This is a genomic window from Photobacterium sp. AWH4_225 (genome assembly GCF_056158405.1).
In genome coordinates this window covers 1,686,135-1,706,585 of the sequence record NZ_JBSWTF010000004.1, presented here as the reverse complement: position 1 = coordinate 1,706,585, position 20,451 = coordinate 1,686,135, and the positions used below count along the sequence as shown (strand labels likewise).

The 20,451-nt window shown below is 47.0% G+C and carries 18 protein-coding genes; 12 read left to right on the top strand and 6 right to left on the bottom strand.

The genetic code is table 11. The annotated features are described in order from the left end of the window. The 3 genes from napA to ACXAD4_RS24800 all read right to left on the bottom strand — a co-directional run bounded on the left by napA (position 1) and on the right by ACXAD4_RS24800 (position 3,813). Positions 1-2,487: a nitrate reductase catalytic subunit NapA gene (gene napA, locus ACXAD4_RS24810; RefSeq protein ID WP_475244697.1), complete on the bottom strand. Its 2,487-nt coding sequence runs from the start codon at positions 2,485-2,487 to the stop codon at positions 1-3. Position 2,488: 1 nt separating this feature from the next. Continuing rightward, complete coding sequence (locus ACXAD4_RS24805) at positions 2,489-2,749, bottom strand: chaperone NapD (RefSeq protein ID WP_222549922.1); 261 nt, start codon at positions 2,747-2,749, stop codon at positions 2,489-2,491. A gap of 212 nt (positions 2,750-2,961) precedes the next feature. Further along, positions 2,962-3,813, bottom strand: coding sequence for an alpha/beta hydrolase (locus tag ACXAD4_RS24800; RefSeq protein ID WP_475244696.1), 852 nt, complete (start codon positions 3,811-3,813; stop codon positions 2,962-2,964). 304 nt (positions 3,814-4,117) lie between these two features. On the opposite strand from ACXAD4_RS24800, the gene ACXAD4_RS24795 reads away from it, so the two are divergent. Then, on the top strand, positions 4,118-6,253 hold the full coding sequence (locus tag ACXAD4_RS24795) for a metallophosphoesterase (protein ID WP_475245643.1): 2,136 nt from the start codon (positions 4,118-4,120) through the stop codon (positions 6,251-6,253). 176 nt (positions 6,254-6,429) lie between these two features. On the opposite strand, the gene ACXAD4_RS24790 is transcribed toward ACXAD4_RS24795, so the two are convergent. Next, on the bottom strand, positions 6,430-7,857 hold the full coding sequence (locus ACXAD4_RS24790; RefSeq protein ID WP_475244695.1) for a Ca2+-dependent phosphoinositide-specific phospholipase C: 1,428 nt from the start codon (positions 7,855-7,857) through the stop codon (positions 6,430-6,432). 243 nt (positions 7,858-8,100) lie between these two features. On the opposite strand from ACXAD4_RS24790, the gene ACXAD4_RS24785 reads away from it, so the two are divergent. The 7 genes from ACXAD4_RS24785 to ACXAD4_RS24755 are packed head-to-tail and all read left to right on the top strand — an operon-like array spanning position 8,101 to position 14,682. Further along, the gene (locus ACXAD4_RS24785; RefSeq protein WP_475244694.1) at positions 8,101-9,321 is read left to right on the top strand and encodes an ABC transporter substrate-binding protein; all 1,221 of its coding nucleotides are present in this window, start codon (positions 8,101-8,103) and stop codon (positions 9,319-9,321) included. Between the two features lie 59 nt (positions 9,322-9,380). Beyond that, positions 9,381-10,247, top strand: coding sequence for a carbohydrate ABC transporter permease (locus tag ACXAD4_RS24780; protein ID WP_475244693.1), 867 nt, complete (start codon positions 9,381-9,383; stop codon positions 10,245-10,247). 50 nt (positions 10,248-10,297) lie between these two features. Then, positions 10,298-11,059 carry a carbohydrate ABC transporter permease gene (locus ACXAD4_RS24775; RefSeq protein ID WP_475244692.1) on the top strand — a complete coding sequence of 254 codons (762 nt, stop codon included), beginning with the start codon at positions 10,298-10,300 and terminating at the stop codon, positions 11,057-11,059. Next, entirely contained in the window at positions 11,059-12,123 is a 1,065-nt protein-coding gene (locus tag ACXAD4_RS24770) for an ABC transporter ATP-binding protein (protein ID WP_475244691.1), read from the top strand. Before ACXAD4_RS24775 ends, ACXAD4_RS24770 begins: the two co-directional genes overlap by 1 nt. Beyond that, the gene (locus tag ACXAD4_RS24765) at positions 12,113-12,916 is read left to right on the top strand and encodes an MBL fold metallo-hydrolase (RefSeq protein ID WP_475244690.1); all 804 of its coding nucleotides are present in this window, start codon (positions 12,113-12,115) and stop codon (positions 12,914-12,916) included. The genes ACXAD4_RS24770 and ACXAD4_RS24765 overlap by 11 nt, the downstream gene beginning before the upstream one ends. Continuing rightward, complete coding sequence (locus ACXAD4_RS24760) at positions 12,906-13,652, top strand: inositol monophosphatase family protein (RefSeq protein ID WP_475244689.1); 747 nt, start codon at positions 12,906-12,908, stop codon at positions 13,650-13,652. Before ACXAD4_RS24765 ends, ACXAD4_RS24760 begins: the two co-directional genes overlap by 11 nt. Position 13,653: 1 nt before the next feature. Then, positions 13,654-14,682, top strand: a complete 1,029-nt coding sequence (locus tag ACXAD4_RS24755; RefSeq protein WP_475244688.1) for a LacI family DNA-binding transcriptional regulator — start codon at positions 13,654-13,656, stop codon at positions 14,680-14,682. Between the two features lie 205 nt (positions 14,683-14,887). Here the strand turns inward: ACXAD4_RS24755 and ACXAD4_RS24750 are convergent, their stop codons facing one another. Continuing rightward, positions 14,888-16,303 carry an aminotransferase-like domain-containing protein gene (locus ACXAD4_RS24750; RefSeq protein ID WP_475244687.1) on the bottom strand — a complete coding sequence of 472 codons (1,416 nt, stop codon included), beginning with the start codon at positions 16,301-16,303 and terminating at the stop codon, positions 14,888-14,890. A 241-nt stretch (positions 16,304-16,544) separates the two neighbouring features. On the opposite strand from ACXAD4_RS24750, the gene deoC reads away from it, so the two are divergent. The 4 genes from deoC (at position 16,545) to ACXAD4_RS24730 (ending at position 19,988) form a co-directional block, all read left to right on the top strand. Then, positions 16,545-17,321, top strand: coding sequence for a deoxyribose-phosphate aldolase (gene deoC / locus ACXAD4_RS24745; RefSeq protein ID WP_475244686.1), 777 nt, complete (start codon positions 16,545-16,547; stop codon positions 17,319-17,321). 118 nt (positions 17,322-17,439) lie between these two features. Further along, positions 17,440-18,075 carry an alternative oxidase gene (locus tag ACXAD4_RS24740; RefSeq protein WP_475244685.1) on the top strand — a complete coding sequence of 212 codons (636 nt, stop codon included), beginning with the start codon at positions 17,440-17,442 and terminating at the stop codon, positions 18,073-18,075. A 129-nt stretch (positions 18,076-18,204) separates the two neighbouring features. Continuing rightward, positions 18,205-18,894 carry a VIT1/CCC1 transporter family protein gene (locus ACXAD4_RS24735; RefSeq protein ID WP_475244684.1) on the top strand — a complete coding sequence of 230 codons (690 nt, stop codon included), beginning with the start codon at positions 18,205-18,207 and terminating at the stop codon, positions 18,892-18,894. A 158-nt stretch (positions 18,895-19,052) separates the two neighbouring features. Continuing rightward, positions 19,053-19,988, top strand: a complete 936-nt coding sequence (locus tag ACXAD4_RS24730; protein WP_475244683.1) for an endonuclease/exonuclease/phosphatase family protein — start codon at positions 19,053-19,055, stop codon at positions 19,986-19,988. On the opposite strand, the gene ACXAD4_RS24725 is transcribed toward ACXAD4_RS24730, so the two are convergent. Beyond that, positions 19,985-20,407: a GFA family protein gene (locus tag ACXAD4_RS24725; protein ID WP_475244682.1), complete on the bottom strand. Its 423-nt coding sequence runs from the start codon at positions 20,405-20,407 to the stop codon at positions 19,985-19,987. The genes ACXAD4_RS24730 and ACXAD4_RS24725 overlap by 4 nt on opposite strands. Positions 20,408-20,451: the final 44 nt, after the last annotated feature.

Sequence of the window (20,451 nt, the reverse complement as noted above, 5' to 3'; positions counted from 1 at the left end):
TTAGGCTTTAACCACCTTCACTGCACATTTCTTGAAGTCCGTTTCTTTCGAAATAGGATCGGTCGCATCAAGCGTGAGTTTGTTAGTCAGTTGCCCGGCGTCAAAGAAAGGCATATATACCAAGCCTTGCGGTACCCGGTTACGCCCGCGAGTTTCCACATGGGTGAGAACCTCACCACGGCGGGAAACAATTTTCACTGCATCGCCCCGGCGCAGCCCGCGCTCTTTGGCATCGAGCGGGTGCATGTAGAGCACAGCATCAGGGAATGAACGGTATAGCTCCGGCACACGACGGGTCATTGAACCTGTATGCCAATGCTCCAGTACCCGCCCGGTTGATAGCCACAGGTCATACTCGTTATCCGGTGATTCTGCTGGCGGCTCATACGGCAGGGCGAAAATCACCGCTTTCTTGTCCGGCTTACCGTAGAAAGAAAACTCTTCGCCTTTTTTCACATACGGGTCATACCCTTCGGAGTAACGCCAGACCGTTTCCTTGCCATCGACCACAGGCCAACGCAGGCCGCGGGACTGATGGTACATATCAAACGGTGCCAGGTCATGGGCATGGCCACGGCCGAAGTAGGCATACTCTTCGAACAAGCCTTTCTGGACATAGAAACCAAAATCGCGCGATTCATCATTGAGCTGGTCAGCAGCGATCTCATCCAAGCTGTACTTATCGGCCTTGCCGTTTTTGAACAGCACTTCGAATAAAGTTTTGCCTTTAAGCTCTGGCTTCTTGGCGATCAGTTCCTGCGGCCACACTTCCTCAACCTTGAAGCGCTTGGAGAATTCCATCAGCTGCCACAGGTCAGATTTCGCTTCGCCCGGTGCACTAATCTGCTGGTGCCAGAACTGGGTACGACGCTCAGCGTTACCGTAAGCCCCTTCTTTTTCCACCCACATCGCTGTTGGCAAGATCAAATCTGATGCCATGGCGGTAACCGTTGGGTAAGGATCAGAGGTCACAATGAAGTTAGCGGGATCACGGTAGCCCGGCAGGCGCTCTTCGTTGATATTCGGCCCGGCCTGCATATTGTTGTTACACATCACCCAGTAGGCATTGAGCTTGCGGTCTTTGAGCATCCGGTCTTGCAAAATCGCGTGGTAACCCGGCTTCGGCGGGATCGTGCCTTCTGGGATATTCCAGTGGGTTTCACACATTTCACGGTGTTTCGGATTCATCACCACCATGTCGGCTGGCAAACGGTGGGCAAAGGTCCCCACTTCACGCGCCGTACCACAGGCTGATGGCTGGCCGGTCAGCGAGAACGGGCCACAACCCGGCTTGGAGATCTTACCGGTCAGCAGGTGGATGTTATAAATAAGGTTATTGGCCCACACACCACGGGTGTGCTGGTTGAAGCCCATAGTCCAGTAAGACACTACCTTGGTTTCTGGGTTGGCGTACATTTCGGCCAAGGCGTTGAGTTGGTCAACTGGTACCCCTGTTAATTCCGATGTGTATTCCGCGGTATAAGTCGAGACAAACTTGGCGTAATCATCAAAGCTCATCGGCGTCGAATCACCGCTACCCGGGTTCTTGGCCGCTTTTTCCAATGGATGGGTCGGACGCAGACCATAGCCAATATCTGTCACACCCTTGCGGATGTTGACGTGCTTGTTCATGAAGTCCTGGTTGACCTTGTCATTGGAGATTATGTAGTGGGCAACAAAGTTGAGGATAGCCAGGTCAGTCTGTGGCTTGAAGATAATTGGGTTGTCAGCCAGCTCATAGCTGCGGTGGGTAAAGGTCGAGAGCACCGCGACTTTCACCTTGTCAGAAGACAAACGGCGGTCAGTCAAACGGGTCCAGAGAATAGGGTGCATCTCAGCCATATTAGATCCCCAAAGCACGAAGGCATCGGCATGTTCGAGATCGTCATAGCTCCCCATAGGCTCGTCCATACCGAAGGTACGGCCAAACCCAACTACCGCTGACGCCATACAGTGGCGGGCGTTCGGGTCAATATTGTTGGAGCGGAAACCCGCTTTGTACAACTTAGCAGCGGCATAGCCTTCCCAGACTGTCCACTGGCCAGAGCCGAACATGCCAACGGCAGAAGGACCTTTGTCTTTCAGTGCCTGCTTGAACTTGTCGGCCATCACATCGAAGGCTTCATCCCAGCTCACTGGGGTGAACTCACCTTCCTTGTGGTACTTACCGTCTCTCTTGCGCAATAACGGTTGGGTCAGGCGATCTTCCCCATACATGATCTTAGGCAAGAAGTAGCCTTTGATACAGTTGAGGCCCTTATTCACCGGTGCATCAGGATCCCCCTGTGATGCTACCACGCGACCATTTTTGGTCCCCACCAGCACACTACAGCCCGTCCCACAGAAGCGGCATGGGGCTTTGTCCCACTTCACTTCCTGCTCGCCCTCTGCGGCATTGGCTACCGACACAGGTATGGTTAGCCCAGCTGCGCTGGCGGCAGCAATGGCTGCATTGGCCTTTAAGAAACTACGTCTAGTAACTGTCATGTTACGCTTCCTTTAGCTCAGATTGTTCTTCCATTTGGTGGTAAACCAGCGTGGTATCGAGTACCCCGGGCAACTGTTTGATATAGTCAAAATGACCTACAATATCGTTCTTTTGCTCGCCCTCTAGCACGACAACCAATTTCCCTGATTCACCCAAAATCGGCACCTCTGCCCCCGGTAAGCTCTCTATGGTCTTTTTTATTGATTCAAGCTGCTCAGCCACGACGTAAACAATCAAGCTGCAGACATGGAACTCACTCACAACAAAGCCCCCCTTTAAGGCACACCACCGAATCCTTCCTAAATTAATAAGTGCAATTAAATACACTTAACAATTTAGTGGTTATTGACTAATTTATGCCTAATTTGAATAGGTTGGATACCCAGAAAGGGGTATTGAAAGGGTTGGTTGTTTTAGATCAAAAAAACAACAATACCGAGCTCACATTAATGTAAATCAGGAAGTTAGGAGCCTCAGAGCTTACTGCACCATTTCGCTAAATACGCTGCCAGCTGCCCTGCTTCTTTCTCTACCGGCATCGCATGACCCATAGGACTAAAGAAAACAGGTTCTACGCCATAGAAATCCGCCGTGCCCTCAACGAGAGAAGCTGGTACCAACTTGTCTTCTTTTGCGCCAATAACAGTAACGGGAACACTCAAGTGAGCACTATCTTCTACAGGGTGCGGCTTTGCGAACAACCGAAGATCTTCGGCTTTTAGTTCAAAGAGTAACGCATCTAGCTGTTGCTGGTTGGGCGTATTGGCAAACAAGGCATCGACCAAAACACTGCGGTAATACGGATTAAGCAGCGCCATATTCGGCATTGCCATTACCGGGCCGAGCACCATAGACAACACTGGATTTTCAAGCCACATAGCTTGGTTCAGTTGATTAAAGCCTTGCGGCGGGACCGATGCCATCAAAGACATTCCGGCTAACTTTGGCTTCACCTCCTCACGCTGACAGACATGCTGGGCAATCAAGCCCCCGAGTGAATACCCAACCACGACCACAGGTCTGTTCTCCCGCTGGTGCACGTAATCAACAAAGGCTGCTACATCATTAACGTGATCTTCAAAAGGGTTCGGGGAGGATTTTGCTTGATGGGTACCGTGGCCACGCAGGGTAAGGGCATACGAAGAATAGCCTTGGCTGGAAATAAATGGCATGAGCTGGTGAGTAAATAACCGGCCGCTACTCAATATACCGTGGATAAAAACAATAGGTGGAAGCGATGTAATATGCGGTCTCGTTTGCTGCAAGCTCTCAGAAAAATAATACTCAAAACTCCGATTTGAGTAATTCACATTTTGACTCTTCATCACTCACCTAAATAACTAACCTTGGAATAATAATAAAGTGAAAATTCATATTTTTATTGAATGAAGATAACAATTTAAACTAATAACAAATCAATCATTATTCAAACCACAAATCATTCACCTAGCAAATCCAAAACAAAAACCAATAGATTACATCTTGTAAGCAACTAAAAAACAAAGAATAGAAGCATTGTTGATAACACCTAAACCAATGAATAATAAAAGTGTTTTATTTCTGTCATCTTGAATATTTATTCTCTTCCAGCAAAAAATAAACACCTTCTTTTCGAGATATAAAATGACAATAAAACACTCAGCAGTGGCATTATTCACCGCTCTTGCATTGGCTGGTTGTAATTCAGATTCCAGCAATGATGATGGCAAAACACTCCCAGTAGAAGGCGTAAAAGTCGCCTTTATGCCTGATATCCATTTTCATGATGTCTATGGTGATTTCCAAGACGGTTCATTTGACGGCTTATACAATTCACAATCAGGGCAAGGCGCGACCATTCGTACCATGATGTCGCAGATGAAATCGACCCGCCTGTTCAACGAAAACTACTTCGCCATGATTGCAGCACTTGATGACATTGTCGCGAAAGGTATCAAGTACGTCGCCTTACCAGGTGATTTTAGTGATGATGGCCAGCCTGTTCACATGCGCGGACTGGTAAAAATCTTTGACCAGTACCGTGAAGAGCATGGTCTTGAGTTCTTTGCCGCACCGGGTAACCACGATCCTGTACGCCCTTTTACCCAACCCGCCGGTAAATCAGATTACCTCGGTCGCGATGGCCATGAGCAGCGCATTTTCAGTAAAGGCAAGGACGAATGTGTTGGCTACGAGGGTGATTGGACCATCATACCTACTGATAACCCACTGCCAACCATCTGCACCGAAGAAGTTAAAGAGTGGGGCTATAAGGAAATCATGGGAATCCTCAGCCACCATGGCTTCGATCCCCAGCCAGAATACAAGTATTTCGAAACCCCTTATAGCTCTGATGAAGCCCGTGAAAACTATTCTTACGATGTGGCATTGAAAGAAGCAAACTATGCCAACCGCATGTATGAAATCTGCCATGAGGGGACTGGTGGAAAGCACAAGGAAGACAGCTATACCGCATGTTCGATGGTACCAGACAGTACGTACTTGGTTGAGCCTATCGAAGGCCTATGGCTGATGGCTATCGACGCCAATGTTTACCGCCCGAAAGCCGACTCTACTGGTGGGGAAAACAACCCAGGTGATTATGACGGCTCAAGCAGTGCAGGTTACAATATGATGCTGACCCACAAAGAGCATGTAGTTGAGTGGATCAGCAACACGGTAAAAGCGGCTAAAGAGCAGAACAAAGTCCTGCTATCGTTCAGCCACTTCCCGATGACTGATTTCTACAATGGAGCATCAGAGGAAATCGAAGATATTTTCGGCGAAGGCAACTTCCAACTTGCGCGCCAGCCAGAAGATGACACCAGTAAAGCACTGGCCAAAACAGGCTTAAGTATCCATGTCGGTGGTCACATGCACTTCAACGATACTGGCATGAAGCAATACAATATCGACGGTGAAACCTATACCCTATTCAACATTCAAGCGCCTTCGCTGGCAGGCTATATCCCAGCCTACAAGGTATTGGAAATCAAACCAAACAGCCAGGTAGAAGTTGAAACTGTCGTACTAGAAAACGTTCCTCGCTTCAACGAACTGTTCGAGCACTATGCCGAAGAGCACGATCAACTGGTTGAATCAGGTGCTGGTGAGATCTGGAACAGTGTGATCCTTGATGCCGAAAGTTACTACGAGCTAACAGACTGGCACATCAAAGAGTTGACCCGCCTTCGTTTCCTACCTGAAGAATGGCCGCAAGATATCAAGAACATGCTGTTCAACATGGATGGCAAGCAGATGCTCATCCTGTCACAGCTAGAGACAGATATTACTGTATGTCAGCTAAAAGAAGCGCTTGGCCTGCCATGTGTGAAAACTGATGGTGCAGGAGCAGAAGGTCAGGATGACCTCAATGACTTTATCCAAGACTGGAGCCTAGCAAAAGAGAAGGCAGAAGAGCTGGCTAACCAGCACGGTATGGCATTAATCGATTTTGCCGAGTGGGACGGTGAAGAGCTGGCTATCGATTTCTACCGCCTGCGCAACGCTGATGAACTGGCATTCCGAGATATCGAACCGTCTCGTCTGCCTCAATACAAGCTATTGAGTGAAGAGCTGTACGATATGGAAAGTGAAATCCACTTCGGTGAAGGTTACAGCGTATCGACGCCGGTTGGCGATGTCTTCAAAGTCCGCTTTGGTACTTTGTTCTACATCCTTGACCGCTTCGCAACCGGTGAGGCCAGCGACAACTTCCTAATTGATGTTGAGCAGGGCACCCTGACGGACCTCAAAACAGCGGTTGACCGCGAGAGCTTGCAGTAAATTCCAGTTGTTCGAGATATAACTAAAAGGGCAGGTCTTCCTGCCCTTTTTTGCTTCCAGTGTAGACATCCTTGGCAACCTTAAAGTTTATTGCATAAAAGACCATCTCTCATTGGGCCGCAAGCATATCTGCTCGCGGCCCAAACCATAATAGTAAAATTGTTCCTGTCTACGGTTTAATAACTGCGCCAATCAATAAAATCAGACTCGACCGGAATGACGCGAAATTGCTGATAGCTACTTCCATCATCACCCCAGGTGACAATCCGGGAGCCATTTGAAGTAGAGCCCGCCTCAACCGTTAAGACGAAATAACCGTCATGGGCCTGCTTCACCTTTCCGCCGTTTCTGTAATCCATCCACCACTTTTGAGTCTTTTGTGTACCGCAGTTCCACAAGACAACATTTCTCCAACCCGGAGTACTGGCCGAGCCTTCCGGATCCAAACAATAGCGGGGATTGTGCAGTGCTCTGAGCTGCTTTTCATCACTGTACAAAAAAGCCTGATTTGCCGAACCGGTACATGGCCACTGGATAATATCGGTTCCATTGCTTTGGCCAGAGCCACTAACATCAACACACTTATTGCTGTTCACTGCCTGCAGGGAAAAATGAGTCGGCATCGAATTTCGAATGCCATTGAGTGGGATCCTGCCACTATGGGTACTAGAGGTTTCACGGCTGATCATCGTCGCCCCCCACCCTACCGCAAGCATCATGTCATCATAAGCATCAAATTTATGATCATTGCCGGACCAAATAGCCATTAGCTGATTGTTCCTGCTTGCTTCTGCAGCCAAGGTTGCCCAATATTTTCCATCTCCGGTATTACCGCAGACCACCCACTGATTATTATGTGAGTATGCGCTACCATTAAAACCGTTTGCGTATTTATTATAAGTAAAGTGCTCGGGAGCCGTGACTTCGGGACAGATAAACAATGGCATTTTATCGCCACCTATCGTGTCAATCATCCTTGATTGGGTTTGGTTTTTGGAACCAATCGGTCCAGCCAATCCGAAAACAATAATGTTGCCACGTAGCTGATTAAGCTCTGGCCACCCCATATTTTTAACGCCTGTTCGCAGATTCGAGTACCCGGTATATGTTTGTAGATCCTTGGGCCGATACAGCTTGGAACCTAATACATACTCGATGTTGGCCACCATTAGACGGTGAGCTCTGTCATTCCACATCGGCGAAATAATGAAGTCTTTCATATCCAACTGAAGTGAGATCACATCGTGACCTGGATTATTATCACTCCAATTTTTAATATCTCTCAAGCAATCAACAAACTCTTTATTTCCGCTGCATTTGTTGTTCTTCGGACTCGTATAGCTATGTGACACATATATTGTTTCATAGCCGGGCTTTGGAAAAACATCCAATTCTATTGCTCGGTAGCCTTGATTCAATGCATCACCAAGTGATGAAAATTTACTATTTTCAAATGTATTGTGTGGCCGGGACCAATAGGCATTATTGTATTTCACCGTGTCATTTAACCCTTCCGCATACCAATTCCACGATGCAATGGCCTGTGTAGACGTTATGAGGGTAATAACCATCGCAACGAGTATCGACCCAAAGTGCGTATTCATGTTTCCTCCTGAATATTAATGAACGCGAGTGCAATATTAATAAGTAATTAATTGCATTTTGGTGATCGCAACATGACAATTCACTGCCCCCACAGCTTCATGTTGTGCGTCCAACCGACCCAGTCCTACCAATAGATTAATATTCATAGTGCCGTCACCTAATTGACATCTTCGAGGGGTAAATTCTTCAGCAACACAAATGAACACGCGTGCAAAAATGCACAATGAAAAGGACTTTTAGAAATGTTTAGACGAACTCTGGTTGCCACTGCGCTGCTTAGCGCTTCTTTTAGTTCTATTGCTTCAGAGCTTGTTATTGCAGGCCGTGACAGCAACTACGGACAAGCTCTTCAACATATTGTTGCGGAATATAAAAAAGTAAATACCGATGCGAAGATCACCTTAGTTCAACGCCCTAGCAATGGCTTGTATGAAAGTATCGTCTTGTCGATGAGAGAAAAAACCGGCAACTATGATGTCATATTAATGGACGATACATGGGCTCCTGAGTTTCTGACAAACAATTGGCTGGCCCCTCTCTCAAAAAATATCGAAGACCCTGACTTCGTTAAGGCTCCATTTGATATCGGCCGCTACCCGGATGCAACGGGTAATGCTTATGCGATCCCGATGGTTGGTAATGTAGCCATGTTCGCCTGGAACAAGGCAATGTTTGACCAACATGATCTATCAAAACCGCATACCTGGTCAGATGTACTCAATGCAGCCGCCAAAATTGATACCGATAAAAACAATAGCGGATTAGTTTTTCGCGGTGTGAAAGGCAACCCTATTGTGACAGGTTTTCTTCCGATCCTATGGGGATATGGTGCCGACGTGGTTGATAGCGAAGGTAAGCCAACGTTAGATACACCAGAAGCGAAACAGGCATTGGAAACATTTCTGGCTATGAAGCAATACGCGCCTCGGGGTGTGGACGTTTACAACGCTGACGAGGTTCGCGATTCCCTCCAAAAAGGCACTGCAGCCATGGCAATTGAAGTCTGGCCGGCTTGGGTACCCAACCTCGATGATCCTGAGCTATCTAACGTCGTCGGTGATATGGAAATCATGGCACCGCCAGCAGAGGTGGGCCAGCCTTCACCCATGCTAGGTATTTGGCAGTTGGCCGTACCGGCTGACTCAAACAACAAACAGGCAGCTGAAGACTTCATCGCTTTTGCCACTAGTCCGGCCATTCAAAAAACACTGGCTCTGGATTATGGCATGCCACCTACGCGACAAAGCGTTTACCTGGACAAAGCGGTTACCGCCAAATACCGCTGGTACCCTCAGCAAGTAGAAGCACTGAAGACAGGTAAAGCACGTCCACGTATTCAAAATTGGGCAGAAGTAGAAAGTATCTTAGGTGACTTTTTGCAAATGGCAATGATGGGGCAAATGACAGCGGAGCAAGCGTTGAAACAAGCTAACCGCCGTATCAGCCGCGCTATCAAAGTGTAAGTAAACCATCACCGTTAATACAGGCCCTGGTTAAAACAGGGCCTTTATCAGGTTCTGTCATGTTATTTGAAAACCGCAAACAACTCGCTGTATTGCTATCTCCGGCATTGCTTATTTTAGGATTGTTGACCCTGTACCCCATCACAACAGTTTTGATTAATGCATTTGGTAATGTGGATTATGTGAACAAACAATATCAATTCGTTGGCTTTGCCAATTTTATAGAGCTGCTTGACGACTTCTTTTTTGTCAGCGCAATAAAAAACACTTTTCTATTTACCGTTGTCGCTTCTGTCTCTCAAGTACTGTTGGGGTTATGGTTAGCGCTATTGTTTAATCGCCAGTTTCCAGGCAGACGCTTTGCCTTGCCCGTGATCATCTACCCAATGATGCTATCCACATTGGTCTGCTCGTCTATTTGGCGCTCTTGGTATCACTATGATTTCGGCCTGCTTAACAACATGCTGGTAAAAATAGGCCTGCCACCAATGGAATGGCTATTTGATCCCAACCTCGCGCTTTATGCTATTGCTCTGGTTGACACATGGCAGTGGACGCCGATGGCTTTTCTGATCATTCTCGCAGGCTTACAGTCGATTCCAAAAGACATCCAAGAAGCCGCAATGGTCGATGGCGCGAAAGGGGGGCGATCGTTTATTTATATCACCTTGCCGCTGATCCAAAAGCAATTAATGTTAGCCATGCTATTACGCTCAATAGATGCCTTCAAACTGTTCGACAAGGTCTATGTGATGACAGGAGGCGGTCCCGGCAATGCAACCGAAACGCTTTCAATGTTTGTCTATAAATATGGCTTTCGTTTCTTCGACTTGGGAATGGCGAGTGCAGCAGCCCTAGTCATGCTATTGATATCCATTACGATGACCCTGTTTTACGCTAAACGAGTTATCGGGAGTAAAAAATAATGTCGCGATACCTTCATTTATTTCTGGTTTATTCAGCGGTCGGGCTATTCATGCTGCCAATTGTTTGGATGTTTGGTACGGCTTTCAAACCACAAAACGAAATCCTCATGGCCAGTACTCAATTATTACCGACTCGGTTGAGTTTTGAATCCTTCGCCAACTTATGGGGCGGAGACGTATCAACCCTGGTTTTCAATACTATAGTGATCGCACTGAGCGCGACAGCCGTCTCTGTAGCAATCGCGTTTTTCTCTGCTTACGCTTTAGTTCGCTATTCGTTTCCAGCAAAGCTCGATAGCCTCTTTTTATTACTTGTTTTGGTGATAAAAATGATGCCGCCGATTGTTGTCGCGGTACCTTTATATTCACTCATGAATCAGATTGGTTTACTGAATAGTAAAATCGGATTGGTATTAGCATTTCAAATTTATACTTTGCCATTTTGCATTTGGATGTTACTTGGATTTATCCGTGATATCCCACTCGAGATTGAAGAAGCCGGGTCAATGGATGGCGCACATTTGTTCAGACGATTGGCCTATATTGTTTTTCCGCTATGTGCCCCAGGCTTGGTTGCAACTGCGATCTTTTCGATCATTCTTGGATGGAATGAGTTTTTATTTTCGCTGCTGTTTATCCATACCCCCGATAAATTCACCATCCCCCTTTTCATTTCTAATTTTATGACAGAAGACGGTACCGCTTGGGGAGAGCTCATGTCTGTCGGCATTATTTCTTCCTTACCAATGCTGGCTCTGGCTGGATACATGCAAAAATTTCTTCTTCGTGGCTTCTCTATGGGACTTAAGTAATGAGCAAATTAATAATTAAAAATCTATCGAAGGCCTATGGTAGCCATGTGGTGATGCCAAATGTCAATCTAACCGTTAACGACGGTGAATTTGTGGTCTTTGTTGGCCCGTCAGGCTGTGGAAAATCCAGCCTGCTGAGAATGATTGCCGGTCTTGAGTCGGTGACTCAAGGGGACATTTCACTGAATGGAAAACGGCTGAATAACATCCACCCCTGCGAACGCGAGGTTGCCATGGTATTCCAATCCTATGCCCTCTACCCGCATATGACCGTTGAAAAGAATATGGCCTTTCCGCTGAAAATGGCGGGCGTGGATAAACACACTACGGCCGAAAAGGTCAGGGAAACAGCTAAAAACTTGCAACTAGAACCCTATCTACATCGCCTTCCAGGTGCTTTATCCGGTGGACAACGACAGCGGGTGGCAATCGGCCGTGCTATTGTCCGCGATCCTGAGCTGTTCTTATTTGATGAGCCATTGTCTAACCTAGACGCCAAGTTACGAAGTGAGATGCGAATTTATTTGAAGCAGCTCCACCAGCAACTGGATGCCACCATGATTTATGTTACTCATGATCAAGTCGAAGCAATGACGCTTGCTGATCGTATTGTTGTACTCAATCAGGGGCAAATAGAGCAGATAGGCACGCCAGAAGAGCTATATAAACAACCTAAAAACCGCTTTGTCGCCTCCTTCATTGGTACCCCTGTCATGAACTTCCTTGAAGGCGATAATCAAGGTCAGATGTTCAAGATAGGACAAGTTAATAGCTTCAATACGATTCCAGTCAATGGACAGATAACCTTAGGTATCCGACCTAATCAAGTAGTTATCGACAGCAGTAATTACGACGCAACAATGATGGTTGAAGTCATCGAACCGCTCGGCCACGCTCGCTTATATTACGGTAAGCTAGGAGGAGAGAGATTCACGATTGAATCGCAACAGAACTTCGCAGTAGGTGATGAGATCCCCGTTAACCTTTCTCAATCAGTCCAGCATTGGTTTGGGGAAGATGGCTGTCGTTTAGTGACTACAGGACAGAAATCAAATGCTGCTTAACATGCTCGGGTGTGGCGATGCTTATGATAGTGACCATACCAATGCATCACTACTCGTCAGTGATGACGATTTCACCTTGTTGATTGACTGTGGGCCAACCGTGCCACGAGCAATATTTTCAATGACAGGCAAGTACTCAAAGACAGATGAGAACCATAGTAATGCGGACAACTGTCACACAATGGATGAGCATCGCATTGATGCCATCTACCTGACGCATGCGCATCCTGATCACTGCTTGGGGCTAACAACACTGGTCAATTGGATGAATGCTAGAGGGAGAAGCAAACCGCTCACCATTATTGGCCAGCAAAGCCAGTGGGAAATTTTCAGCCAACTGGTTAACTTTGCGCACTGGCCAGAAGAAAGCCTGTCTTTTGACATTCACTTCGTCGATGTTCTGACGACTGCTCACATTGGCCCCTGGTCTGTAAAAACAGCTCCAACTTTTCACGCCGTCAGCAACCGCAGCCTATATATTGAAAATGGTCGAAACGCCCTGTTTTATTCGGGTGACGGGAAGCTAAGTGCTGAGGGAGAAAAATTGGCGACTGCTGCCGATGTCGCTTTCATTGAGTGTGAATACATCTTCTCCCATGAAAGTCATGGGTCATGGGAGGATGTTCGTCATTTACCATTCACCATTCGTAACCACTGCTTTCTCTATCATGTCGATCCTAACTGTCGCGCTGAGCTTAATACGCTGTGCCAACAGCAACCGCAGATTGCTCTTGCCCAGGACGGTCTGACTCTTTCACTAAATGCTCTAAAGGTAAACGTTGATGTTGCATGATATTTTAAAGACCGCGTTATCTATCAGCGAGCAAGCCTCAGTTATTGCTATGCGCGCCTTTGCTACCCGGGATGATTATCAGAGGGAATCAAAAGGTTTACAGGATTGGGTTACTGAAGCCGATCGTCAAGTCGAGAGCTATATCAAACAAACGCTGAGTGATGCATTCCCTGAACATGCTTTTTTGGGTGAAGAGAGTGGCGGAGAACTGACCCCTCCAGGGTGGGTCATTGACCCCATCGACGGCACTACCAACTTTCTATACGGTATCGCCGATTTTGCTATCAGCATGGCATTTGTCGATGAACAAGGACCCGCAATTGGTATTATCTGTGCCCCTGCCCACAACCGAACCATCTATGCTTTACGCGGTGAAGGGGCCTTTGAAAGCGGTAAACACCTTGCCCCTCAAAGCAATAGAAAGAACGAATTGCTTGTCGGTCTAAACCTTAATTTTCAGCCAGGTATTCCTGCCGAATTTATACGTAACGCGCAACGCATGATTGAAAGTGGACATCAGATCCGAATGTCGGGATCTGCCGCCTGGTCACTGACCCAAGTCGCTTGCAGCGAGCTTGATGGGTGCTATGTCGGAGAAGTGAATGTCTGGGATGCAATGGCTGCACAACTCATCTGTAACGAAGCGGGCCTTGATACCGCCCCCTATTTCAAACACACTGGTCCTATCTATGCGTTCACGCCAGATTCGCCACTTAAAAAATTATTGTTAGATTAGTATGAAGAAAGTCACTGCCTCGGATGTTGCAAGCTACCTTGGAGTCTCACGCTCATCGGTTTCTCGCGCCTTTACCGAGGGGGCTAGTATAGCGCCTAAACAAAAAGCTAATATTCTGGAAGCCGCCAAAAAACTGGGGTATCAACCGAACCTGCTCGCTCGTACTTTAAGTACACCTTCACAGAAGGCCAAATCGCACCTTGTTGCGATATTGATCAGCGACTTTTCAAACCCTTACCAGTCTTATCTGTTCGAGGCACTTTCCACAGCCTTGCGAAAGCAAGGGAAAATGCCAATGCTGATCTCTGTTGCAAATGACAGCGATCTTGATTCTACAATCCTGAAACTATCTGGATATCAGGTTGACGGAGTGATTGCTGTCGCAGGCTCTCTACCCGCCAGCAGTTTTGAACAATGCCTTGAGTTACAACTACCTCTAGTTACTCTCGGTCGCTCAGACCCGAACAGCGTTATACCTTCGATACAAACCGACAATGAACAGGCTGGCCGCCTGGCCGCAAGGCATTTACTATCCAAGGGACTGACTGAGCAGGGGTACATCAAGGGACGTACAGACGGTGAAGCGTCTATTGCTCGCCATAATGGTTTTCGTGCCGAGTTACAGGAAGCTGGCATCACTAAACATGCCACCTTTAACGCCGGAAGTTATGGCTATAGCGCCGGCTTTGAAGTCGGTGTTCGTCACAGTGAAGATATCCGGAAGCTGCAAGGCGTATTCTGTGCATCAGACGCGCTAGCTTTCGGGTTCATCGACAGTTGTAAACAAGTCAACGGCATCAGTATTCCCGGACAACTGCAGGTAGTCGGTTGCGATAATGTGCCGATGTCTTCATGGCAGGGCTATCAACTCACGACGGTTGCCCAACCTGTTCACACTATCGCTGAGCAAGCCATCCTTTACTTGGATATGCTACTGACAAATAAGACCAATGGAAGTCATACAGGGGCAGCCCCAGTGTTCCCATCGGCACAGCTGTTAACTCCAGAGCTGATCGTCAGGCGAACCTGAGCCGAGCCAAAGAAAGAGCCGAAACGCTAGACAACTCAAACGGCAAGGCACCCTGACCGACCTCAAGACAGTTGCTGAACGTGAGAGCTTGCAGTAACCCCAGTTGTTCGAGATATCACTAAATCACTAAGGGCAGGTCTTCCTGCCTTTTTTTATTTTTTGGGAATATCGGTCTTTCCAAAAAGACTATCAATCAGAAACTAACCTATTCATCCAACATGGCTTGAACTAACTCGGCTAACCGCTTTATCGCCCTTTCCTCTGTTGCTGAACATTCAAATGATGCATTGAGTCGCAAGCAATGATTGAACTGCTCACTGACAGAAAACATTTTACCTGGAGCAAGGCTGATATTATCTTTCAACGCCCGCTGGTAGAGCACCATCGCATCCAGGTGTTGCGGTAACTCTATCCATAAAAAGTACCCGCCCTCTGAATAATTAACACTGACTTCAGAAGGAAGATGTGAGCGTAGCATCTGCCAAGTAGTGAATTTCCGCTGCTCCAATGTTCTCCGTAATTTCCGTAGGTGGTTTTCATAATTACGGGTGGATAAATAATTCGCCAACGCCAACTGTATCGGCGCACTGGCAGACAAGGTGCTCATCATTTGCAGTTTTTGAATAGGTAATGCCATTTTCCCGGCCGCCACCCAACCGATCCGAAAGCCTGCGACCAACGTTTTCGAAAACGATGAACAATGCATCGCGATACCCTGCTGATCAAATGCTTTAGCGGGAAGTGGTTTGTTAGCACCAAAATACAGCTCACTGTAAACATCATCTTCAATAAGAAAGACGTTGTGCTTTGACAGCAACTCAATCAAACGTTTTTTCTTTTCTACCGCCAACGTACAACCCAAGGGATTCTGGTGATTGGTCATCAGCCAGCATGCTTTTACCGGATGAGATTGCAACGCCTGTTCGAGGGAATCTAGGTCGATCCCTTCTCGTGGGTGAGTTCTAACAGACAGCGCCCGCAAGTTCAGTCTTTGCAAGGATTGTAATGCGCCGTAGAAGGTCGGCGACTCCACGATCACCCAATCACCGGGCTGGGTAACGGCTTGAAGACTTAAGTTCAGTGCCTCTAGCGCCCCCGCGGTGATCACAATTTCGTCTGGGTGGACACTTATCCCTTGTGCCGCATAGCGCTTGGCTATGAGTTGTCGTAGCGCTTTATTACCCGGAGGGCGGTTATCCAGCGCACTGGAGGTCGGCATAGTACGTGCTGCGGCAATCAGTGATTTGTTCACTTGCTGCCGGGGGTACAGCGTTGGATCGGGATAAACAGAACCAAAATCAACGATATGTGGCTTACGGCTGGCCTGCAGAACATCAAAGATAAAATCATTGATATCAATAGCTTCTGTTGTCTGCACTGTCACATCGGAGTCTGGTGTATTCGAATATTGGATTTTGGGTGCGACAAAATACCCAGAGCGCGCATGAGAGACGATCCAACCTTGACTCTCTAGTACCTGATAAGCATGTAGCACTGTCATCAGGCTCATGCCTGTAGTTTCAGTCTGCTTGCGCAGGGAAGGAAGCTTGTCACCGACGGCCCAAACTTCATTTTGGATCTGATTGCGAATTTGCTCTACGAGCTTTTCATATTTAGCCAATGCGACAGTGCCCTTCAAACAACAACTGGCTGGAATATAGCACAGCCCAAAATCTGTTATATATAAAAGTCCATTTTCTGTATCTATTATAGTTTGTAGTCCGTTCCTATAATCCCCCTACTTTCAGCTTCAACCGTTTCTTTTCAAGTCTTGAGTTATGTATCTGCCAGACACTCATTCACAACGATACATCAGCACAAGCATATGAATTTTAATAGAAGTAACTCAACGGGAGATACCTATGAGCAATGTTAAAACTGCCGCACTCCGTGCACTTCAACTAATGGATCTGACAACGTTAAACGATGACGATACTAATGAAAAAATCATCGAGCTTTGCAAGAGCGCCAAAACCGCGGTAGGTAATACGACAGCGGTATGCATCTACCCGCGTTTCATTCCTGTTGCCAAAAAACAATTACGCCTGCAAGGCACACCTGATATTCGCGTTGTCACTGTGACCAACTTCCCGCACGGAAATGACGATATCGACATCGCTGTAGCCGAAACGAAAGCGGCCATTATGTACGGCGCCGACGAAGTGGATGTTACTTTCCCATATCGGGCGCTAATGGCCGGAGATGAAAATGTTGGCTTTGAGCTCGTTAGGCAATGTAAAGCGGCATGTGGTGGGACACCTTTGAAAGTCATTATTGAATCCGGTGAGCTAAAAACGCCTGCGCTGATCCAAAAAGCGTCTGAAATATCAATTAAAGCCGGGGCAGACATTATCAAGACCTCAACAGGTAAAGTGCCAGTCAATGCAACCCTTGAAGCAGCAGAGACGATGCTGTCCGTGATCAAAGAGTTGGGTGTCGAGCATCGGGTTGGCTTCAAAGCCTCTGGTGGCGTTCAAACTGCCGAAGAAGCTAAAAAGTACTTAGATATGGTGGACAGTATGTTCGGCGTCGAATGGGCAAACAACAGCATGAATTATCGTTTTGGTGCGTCGAGCCTGCTATCAAATCTGCTCTCTACGCTGGGTGAGGGAGAATTGTCAGTCACTAGCGAATACTAAACCTACCTCCTCATAAATAGAAATACATAAGACAAACCCTGGGTGTGGACGAGCGGTTTAAGGCTGCTTTAAACCACACCCAGTTGGAGAAAAAGTTGAAGAAAATAGGAGCTCACCTATGTCAGATTTCGAATTGAAACACAAAACCGCCGCCAAACTTTCCGAGCATGTGGCATATAAAATTACCCAGTGCCTCAAGTTCCTTCTCAATATCTTCTACGGAAGGAAATATGCCAAACGTGCCGTTATCTTGGAGACCATTGCCGCCGTACCCGGAATGGTGGCAGGTATGTTCAATCACCTCAAAGCCCTACGCCGGATGAAAGATGATGAAGGCTGGATCCGTGAATTACTGGATGAGGCAGAGAATGAGAGAATGCACCTGATGATTTTCTTGGACATTGCCAAACCGAGCTGGGTTGAAAGAGCATTGGTCTTACTCGGACAAGGGGCATTCATAGTCGTGTATAGTTTGATCTATTTGCTCTCTTCTAAGATTGCGCATCGGGTAGTCGGCTATTTCGAAGAAGAAGCCTGCAAGAGTTACACTGAGTATCTGAGCAAAATTGACTACGGTGAAGTAGAAAACGTAGCCGCACCAAAAATCGCCGTGGATTATTACCAGCTACAGTCGAATGCTAAATTGCGAGATGTTATTGTGAAAATCCGTGAAGATGAAGCCAAACATCGCGATCGTAACCATTCTTTCGCCGATGCTTATGAAAGCCAAACCCTTCCAGCGCATCAACATTAAGAGTTTCTCTGGCACATTCAAATCGTAATGGAAGACACGATTAAGGCTGTCTGGAATAAGTCAGTGCACCCGCTCAAACAGAGCTTATGCTTTATGTAGAGAATTTGAGCATCTACGAGGGTGTATCTGATGAGCCATGAGGAAAACCACCGCTCTAATCGGGTCGGCTGGCTGCGAGCCGCTGTACTGGGGGCCAACGATGGGATCGTATCAACCTCCAGCCTCATCATTGGCGTTACTGCAGCCAGTGCGACCCAACACAATATCTTACTTGCTGGTATCGCCGGTCTAGTTGCCGGTGCAATGTCTATGGCTGCAGGAGAATATGTCTCAGTAAGCTCACAGCTAGATACTATTGAGGCTGACCTTGCTATTGAGAAACAAGCATTAGAACAGGATTACGAAGACGAGATCGATGAACTCGCCCAAATTTATGAACAACGAGGACTCGATCCAAAACTGGCCCAGCAAGTAGCAGAGCAACTAATGGAGCATGATGCACTCGGGGCCCATGCCCGAGATGAAATTGGCTTATCAGACAATCAGAGAGCAAACCCTATTCAAGCAGCCATGTTTTCCGCAACGACGTTTACAATAGGCGCCTCACTCCCTTTGCTTGTTGCCTGGCTTGTCCCCTTACCCCTACTGATCATTATGGTTGCAGCCTGTTCTCTTATATTCCTGGCTACTCTTGGCGCCATTGCGGCAAGAACTGGTGGGGCCTCAATAGTAATAGGGGCAGGACGAGTGACTTTTTGGGGAGCTTTAGCCATGATCCTGACCGCAGTCGTCGGTCAAATATTTGGGGTTGTTGCCTGACCAACAAACACTTTCTTTGCGAGTAATCTGCCAAAACTTTCCGCAACAAAGCGTCCATTTCATTCAAACTGTTTTTCCTCCCTCAATACATTCAAGGTGAATCGATTTTTCGCTCAATCGAGGTAAAAGTAAGTTTTTCAGCATCGGCGCTCACTATTATGACTCAGCCACCAGCGTACTATTTACTCTTGCTTTGGATGATTATCAGTTCAGGACAAGTGGTAGCGGCCGCATCACAATCTAAATCATTAACTTTGACCACTTGGAACCTTAATTGGCTCACTGATCAAGTTCCGAGTGAAAAAAGCCGCACAACCATTCCGTTAAGAACGCCCCGTGACTATCAGGCAATGGCAGAAATCATCAATGATATTGCTCCGGATGTCTTAGCCTTCCAGGAAGTTGCTAACCGCCAGTCAATAGGTAAGGTGATCTCGCTAGACAAATACCAAATTGAGTTCTCGAGCAGGAAAGATAAAAACAACGACGAAATTTGGCCACAATTTGTCGGCTTTGCGATACGGAAGGGAATTGCCTATCACCGTCATCCCGATCTTCATCAACTTGATGTATGGGATAACCAGTACTTACGTTACGGTATCGATATTTCTTTATTTCAATCAGGAAAACCGGCCTTAAGGCTATTAGCAGTTCACTTGAAGAGTGGTTGTTACAGCAACCGTCACCGCAACAAAAACTGTACTGTATTGAAAGAGCAATTTGAGGTGCTCAAAAACTGGATAACTGAGCGGCAAGAACAAAAACAGTCTTATATCATTTTGGGGGATTTTAACCGCAGATTGTCACATAAAGGAGATAAGTTCTGGCAAAAATTGACTTCTGGACTGACATCAGTTCCGACACTCGTCACCCAAGGCAGAGACAGTCACTGCCGATCTCAAGCCTACAACAAACGCAAAAAACAATGGGAAGTCAGACAATATCCGGGCTTTATCGATCACTTTATTATCGATGGCCGAATACAAGAAAAGGACACCGAAGTCTCCTTTTCAGAATATCTGTATACCGACCAACAGTTGAAGCTCTATCAGCTCAGTGATCATTGCCCGGTGTCGATTTCGCTGCACTATTAAGGCTGGCCTTCAAAGGTCTTCACACCTTCAGGGATCGGGTACCAGTCTTGTTTTTCGCTCACCCAAATATGTACGGTCGGTTTATATAATATTGAATCGGCATCCTGATGGGACTTCAACTTCAATTTAATCTTCTCTGGTACGCTCGGATCGTAATGGTACACGCGGTTACCGCAGTCTGGGCAGAACTTAGCGGCGCTGACACCACCACTGTCCGTTGGCCGAGACCATTCTTTCATCTCACCTTTAAATTCAATCGATGAAGCTGCGACAATGGCAGTCACACTGAACGGAGCAGTAGCTAACGTCTGGCATGCCTGGCAGTGGCAGGCAGCAACCATGAGCGGTGCTTCTTTGAGGGTATAACTGACTTGGCCACATTGGCACTGACCAGTAATTGGGTAGGCTTGTTGAGTCATATTGCTTCCTTTCTAGCATTAATTCTTGAACTATCATGACTTTA

Bases quoted from the DNA above. Each gene is read 5' to 3' on its own strand.
- napA (WP_475244697.1), bottom strand. From the start codon at position 2,487: ATGACAGTTACTAGACGTAGTTTCTTAAAGGCCAATGCAGCCATTGCT.
- ACXAD4_RS24800 (WP_475244696.1), bottom strand. From the start codon at position 3,813: ATGAAGAGTCAAAATGTGAATTACTCAAATCGGAGTTTTGAGTATTAT.
- ACXAD4_RS24790 (WP_475244695.1), bottom strand. From the start codon at position 7,857: ATGAATACGCACTTTGGGTCGATACTCGTTGCGATGGTTATTACCCTC.
- ACXAD4_RS24785 (WP_475244694.1), top strand. From the start codon at position 8,101: ATGTTTAGACGAACTCTGGTTGCCACTGCGCTGCTTAGCGCTTCTTTT.
- ACXAD4_RS24780 (WP_475244693.1), top strand. From the start codon at position 9,381: ATGTTATTTGAAAACCGCAAACAACTCGCTGTATTGCTATCTCCGGCA.
- ACXAD4_RS24775 (WP_475244692.1), top strand. From the start codon at position 10,298: ATGCTGCCAATTGTTTGGATGTTTGGTACGGCTTTCAAACCACAAAAC.
- ACXAD4_RS24770 (WP_475244691.1), top strand. From the start codon at position 11,059: ATGAGCAAATTAATAATTAAAAATCTATCGAAGGCCTATGGTAGCCAT.
- ACXAD4_RS24765 (WP_475244690.1), top strand. From the start codon at position 12,113: ATGCTGCTTAACATGCTCGGGTGTGGCGATGCTTATGATAGTGACCAT.
- ACXAD4_RS24760 (WP_475244689.1), top strand. From the start codon at position 12,906: ATGTTGCATGATATTTTAAAGACCGCGTTATCTATCAGCGAGCAAGCC.
- ACXAD4_RS24755 (WP_475244688.1), top strand. From the start codon at position 13,654: ATGAAGAAAGTCACTGCCTCGGATGTTGCAAGCTACCTTGGAGTCTCA.
- deoC (WP_475244686.1), top strand. From the start codon at position 16,545: ATGAGCAATGTTAAAACTGCCGCACTCCGTGCACTTCAACTAATGGAT.
- ACXAD4_RS24740 (WP_475244685.1), top strand. From the start codon at position 17,440: ATGTCAGATTTCGAATTGAAACACAAAACCGCCGCCAAACTTTCCGAG.
- ACXAD4_RS24735 (WP_475244684.1), top strand. From the start codon at position 18,205: ATGAGCCATGAGGAAAACCACCGCTCTAATCGGGTCGGCTGGCTGCGA.
- ACXAD4_RS24730 (WP_475244683.1), top strand. From the start codon at position 19,053: ATGACTCAGCCACCAGCGTACTATTTACTCTTGCTTTGGATGATTATC.
- ACXAD4_RS24725 (WP_475244682.1), bottom strand. From the start codon at position 20,407: ATGACTCAACAAGCCTACCCAATTACTGGTCAGTGCCAATGTGGCCAA.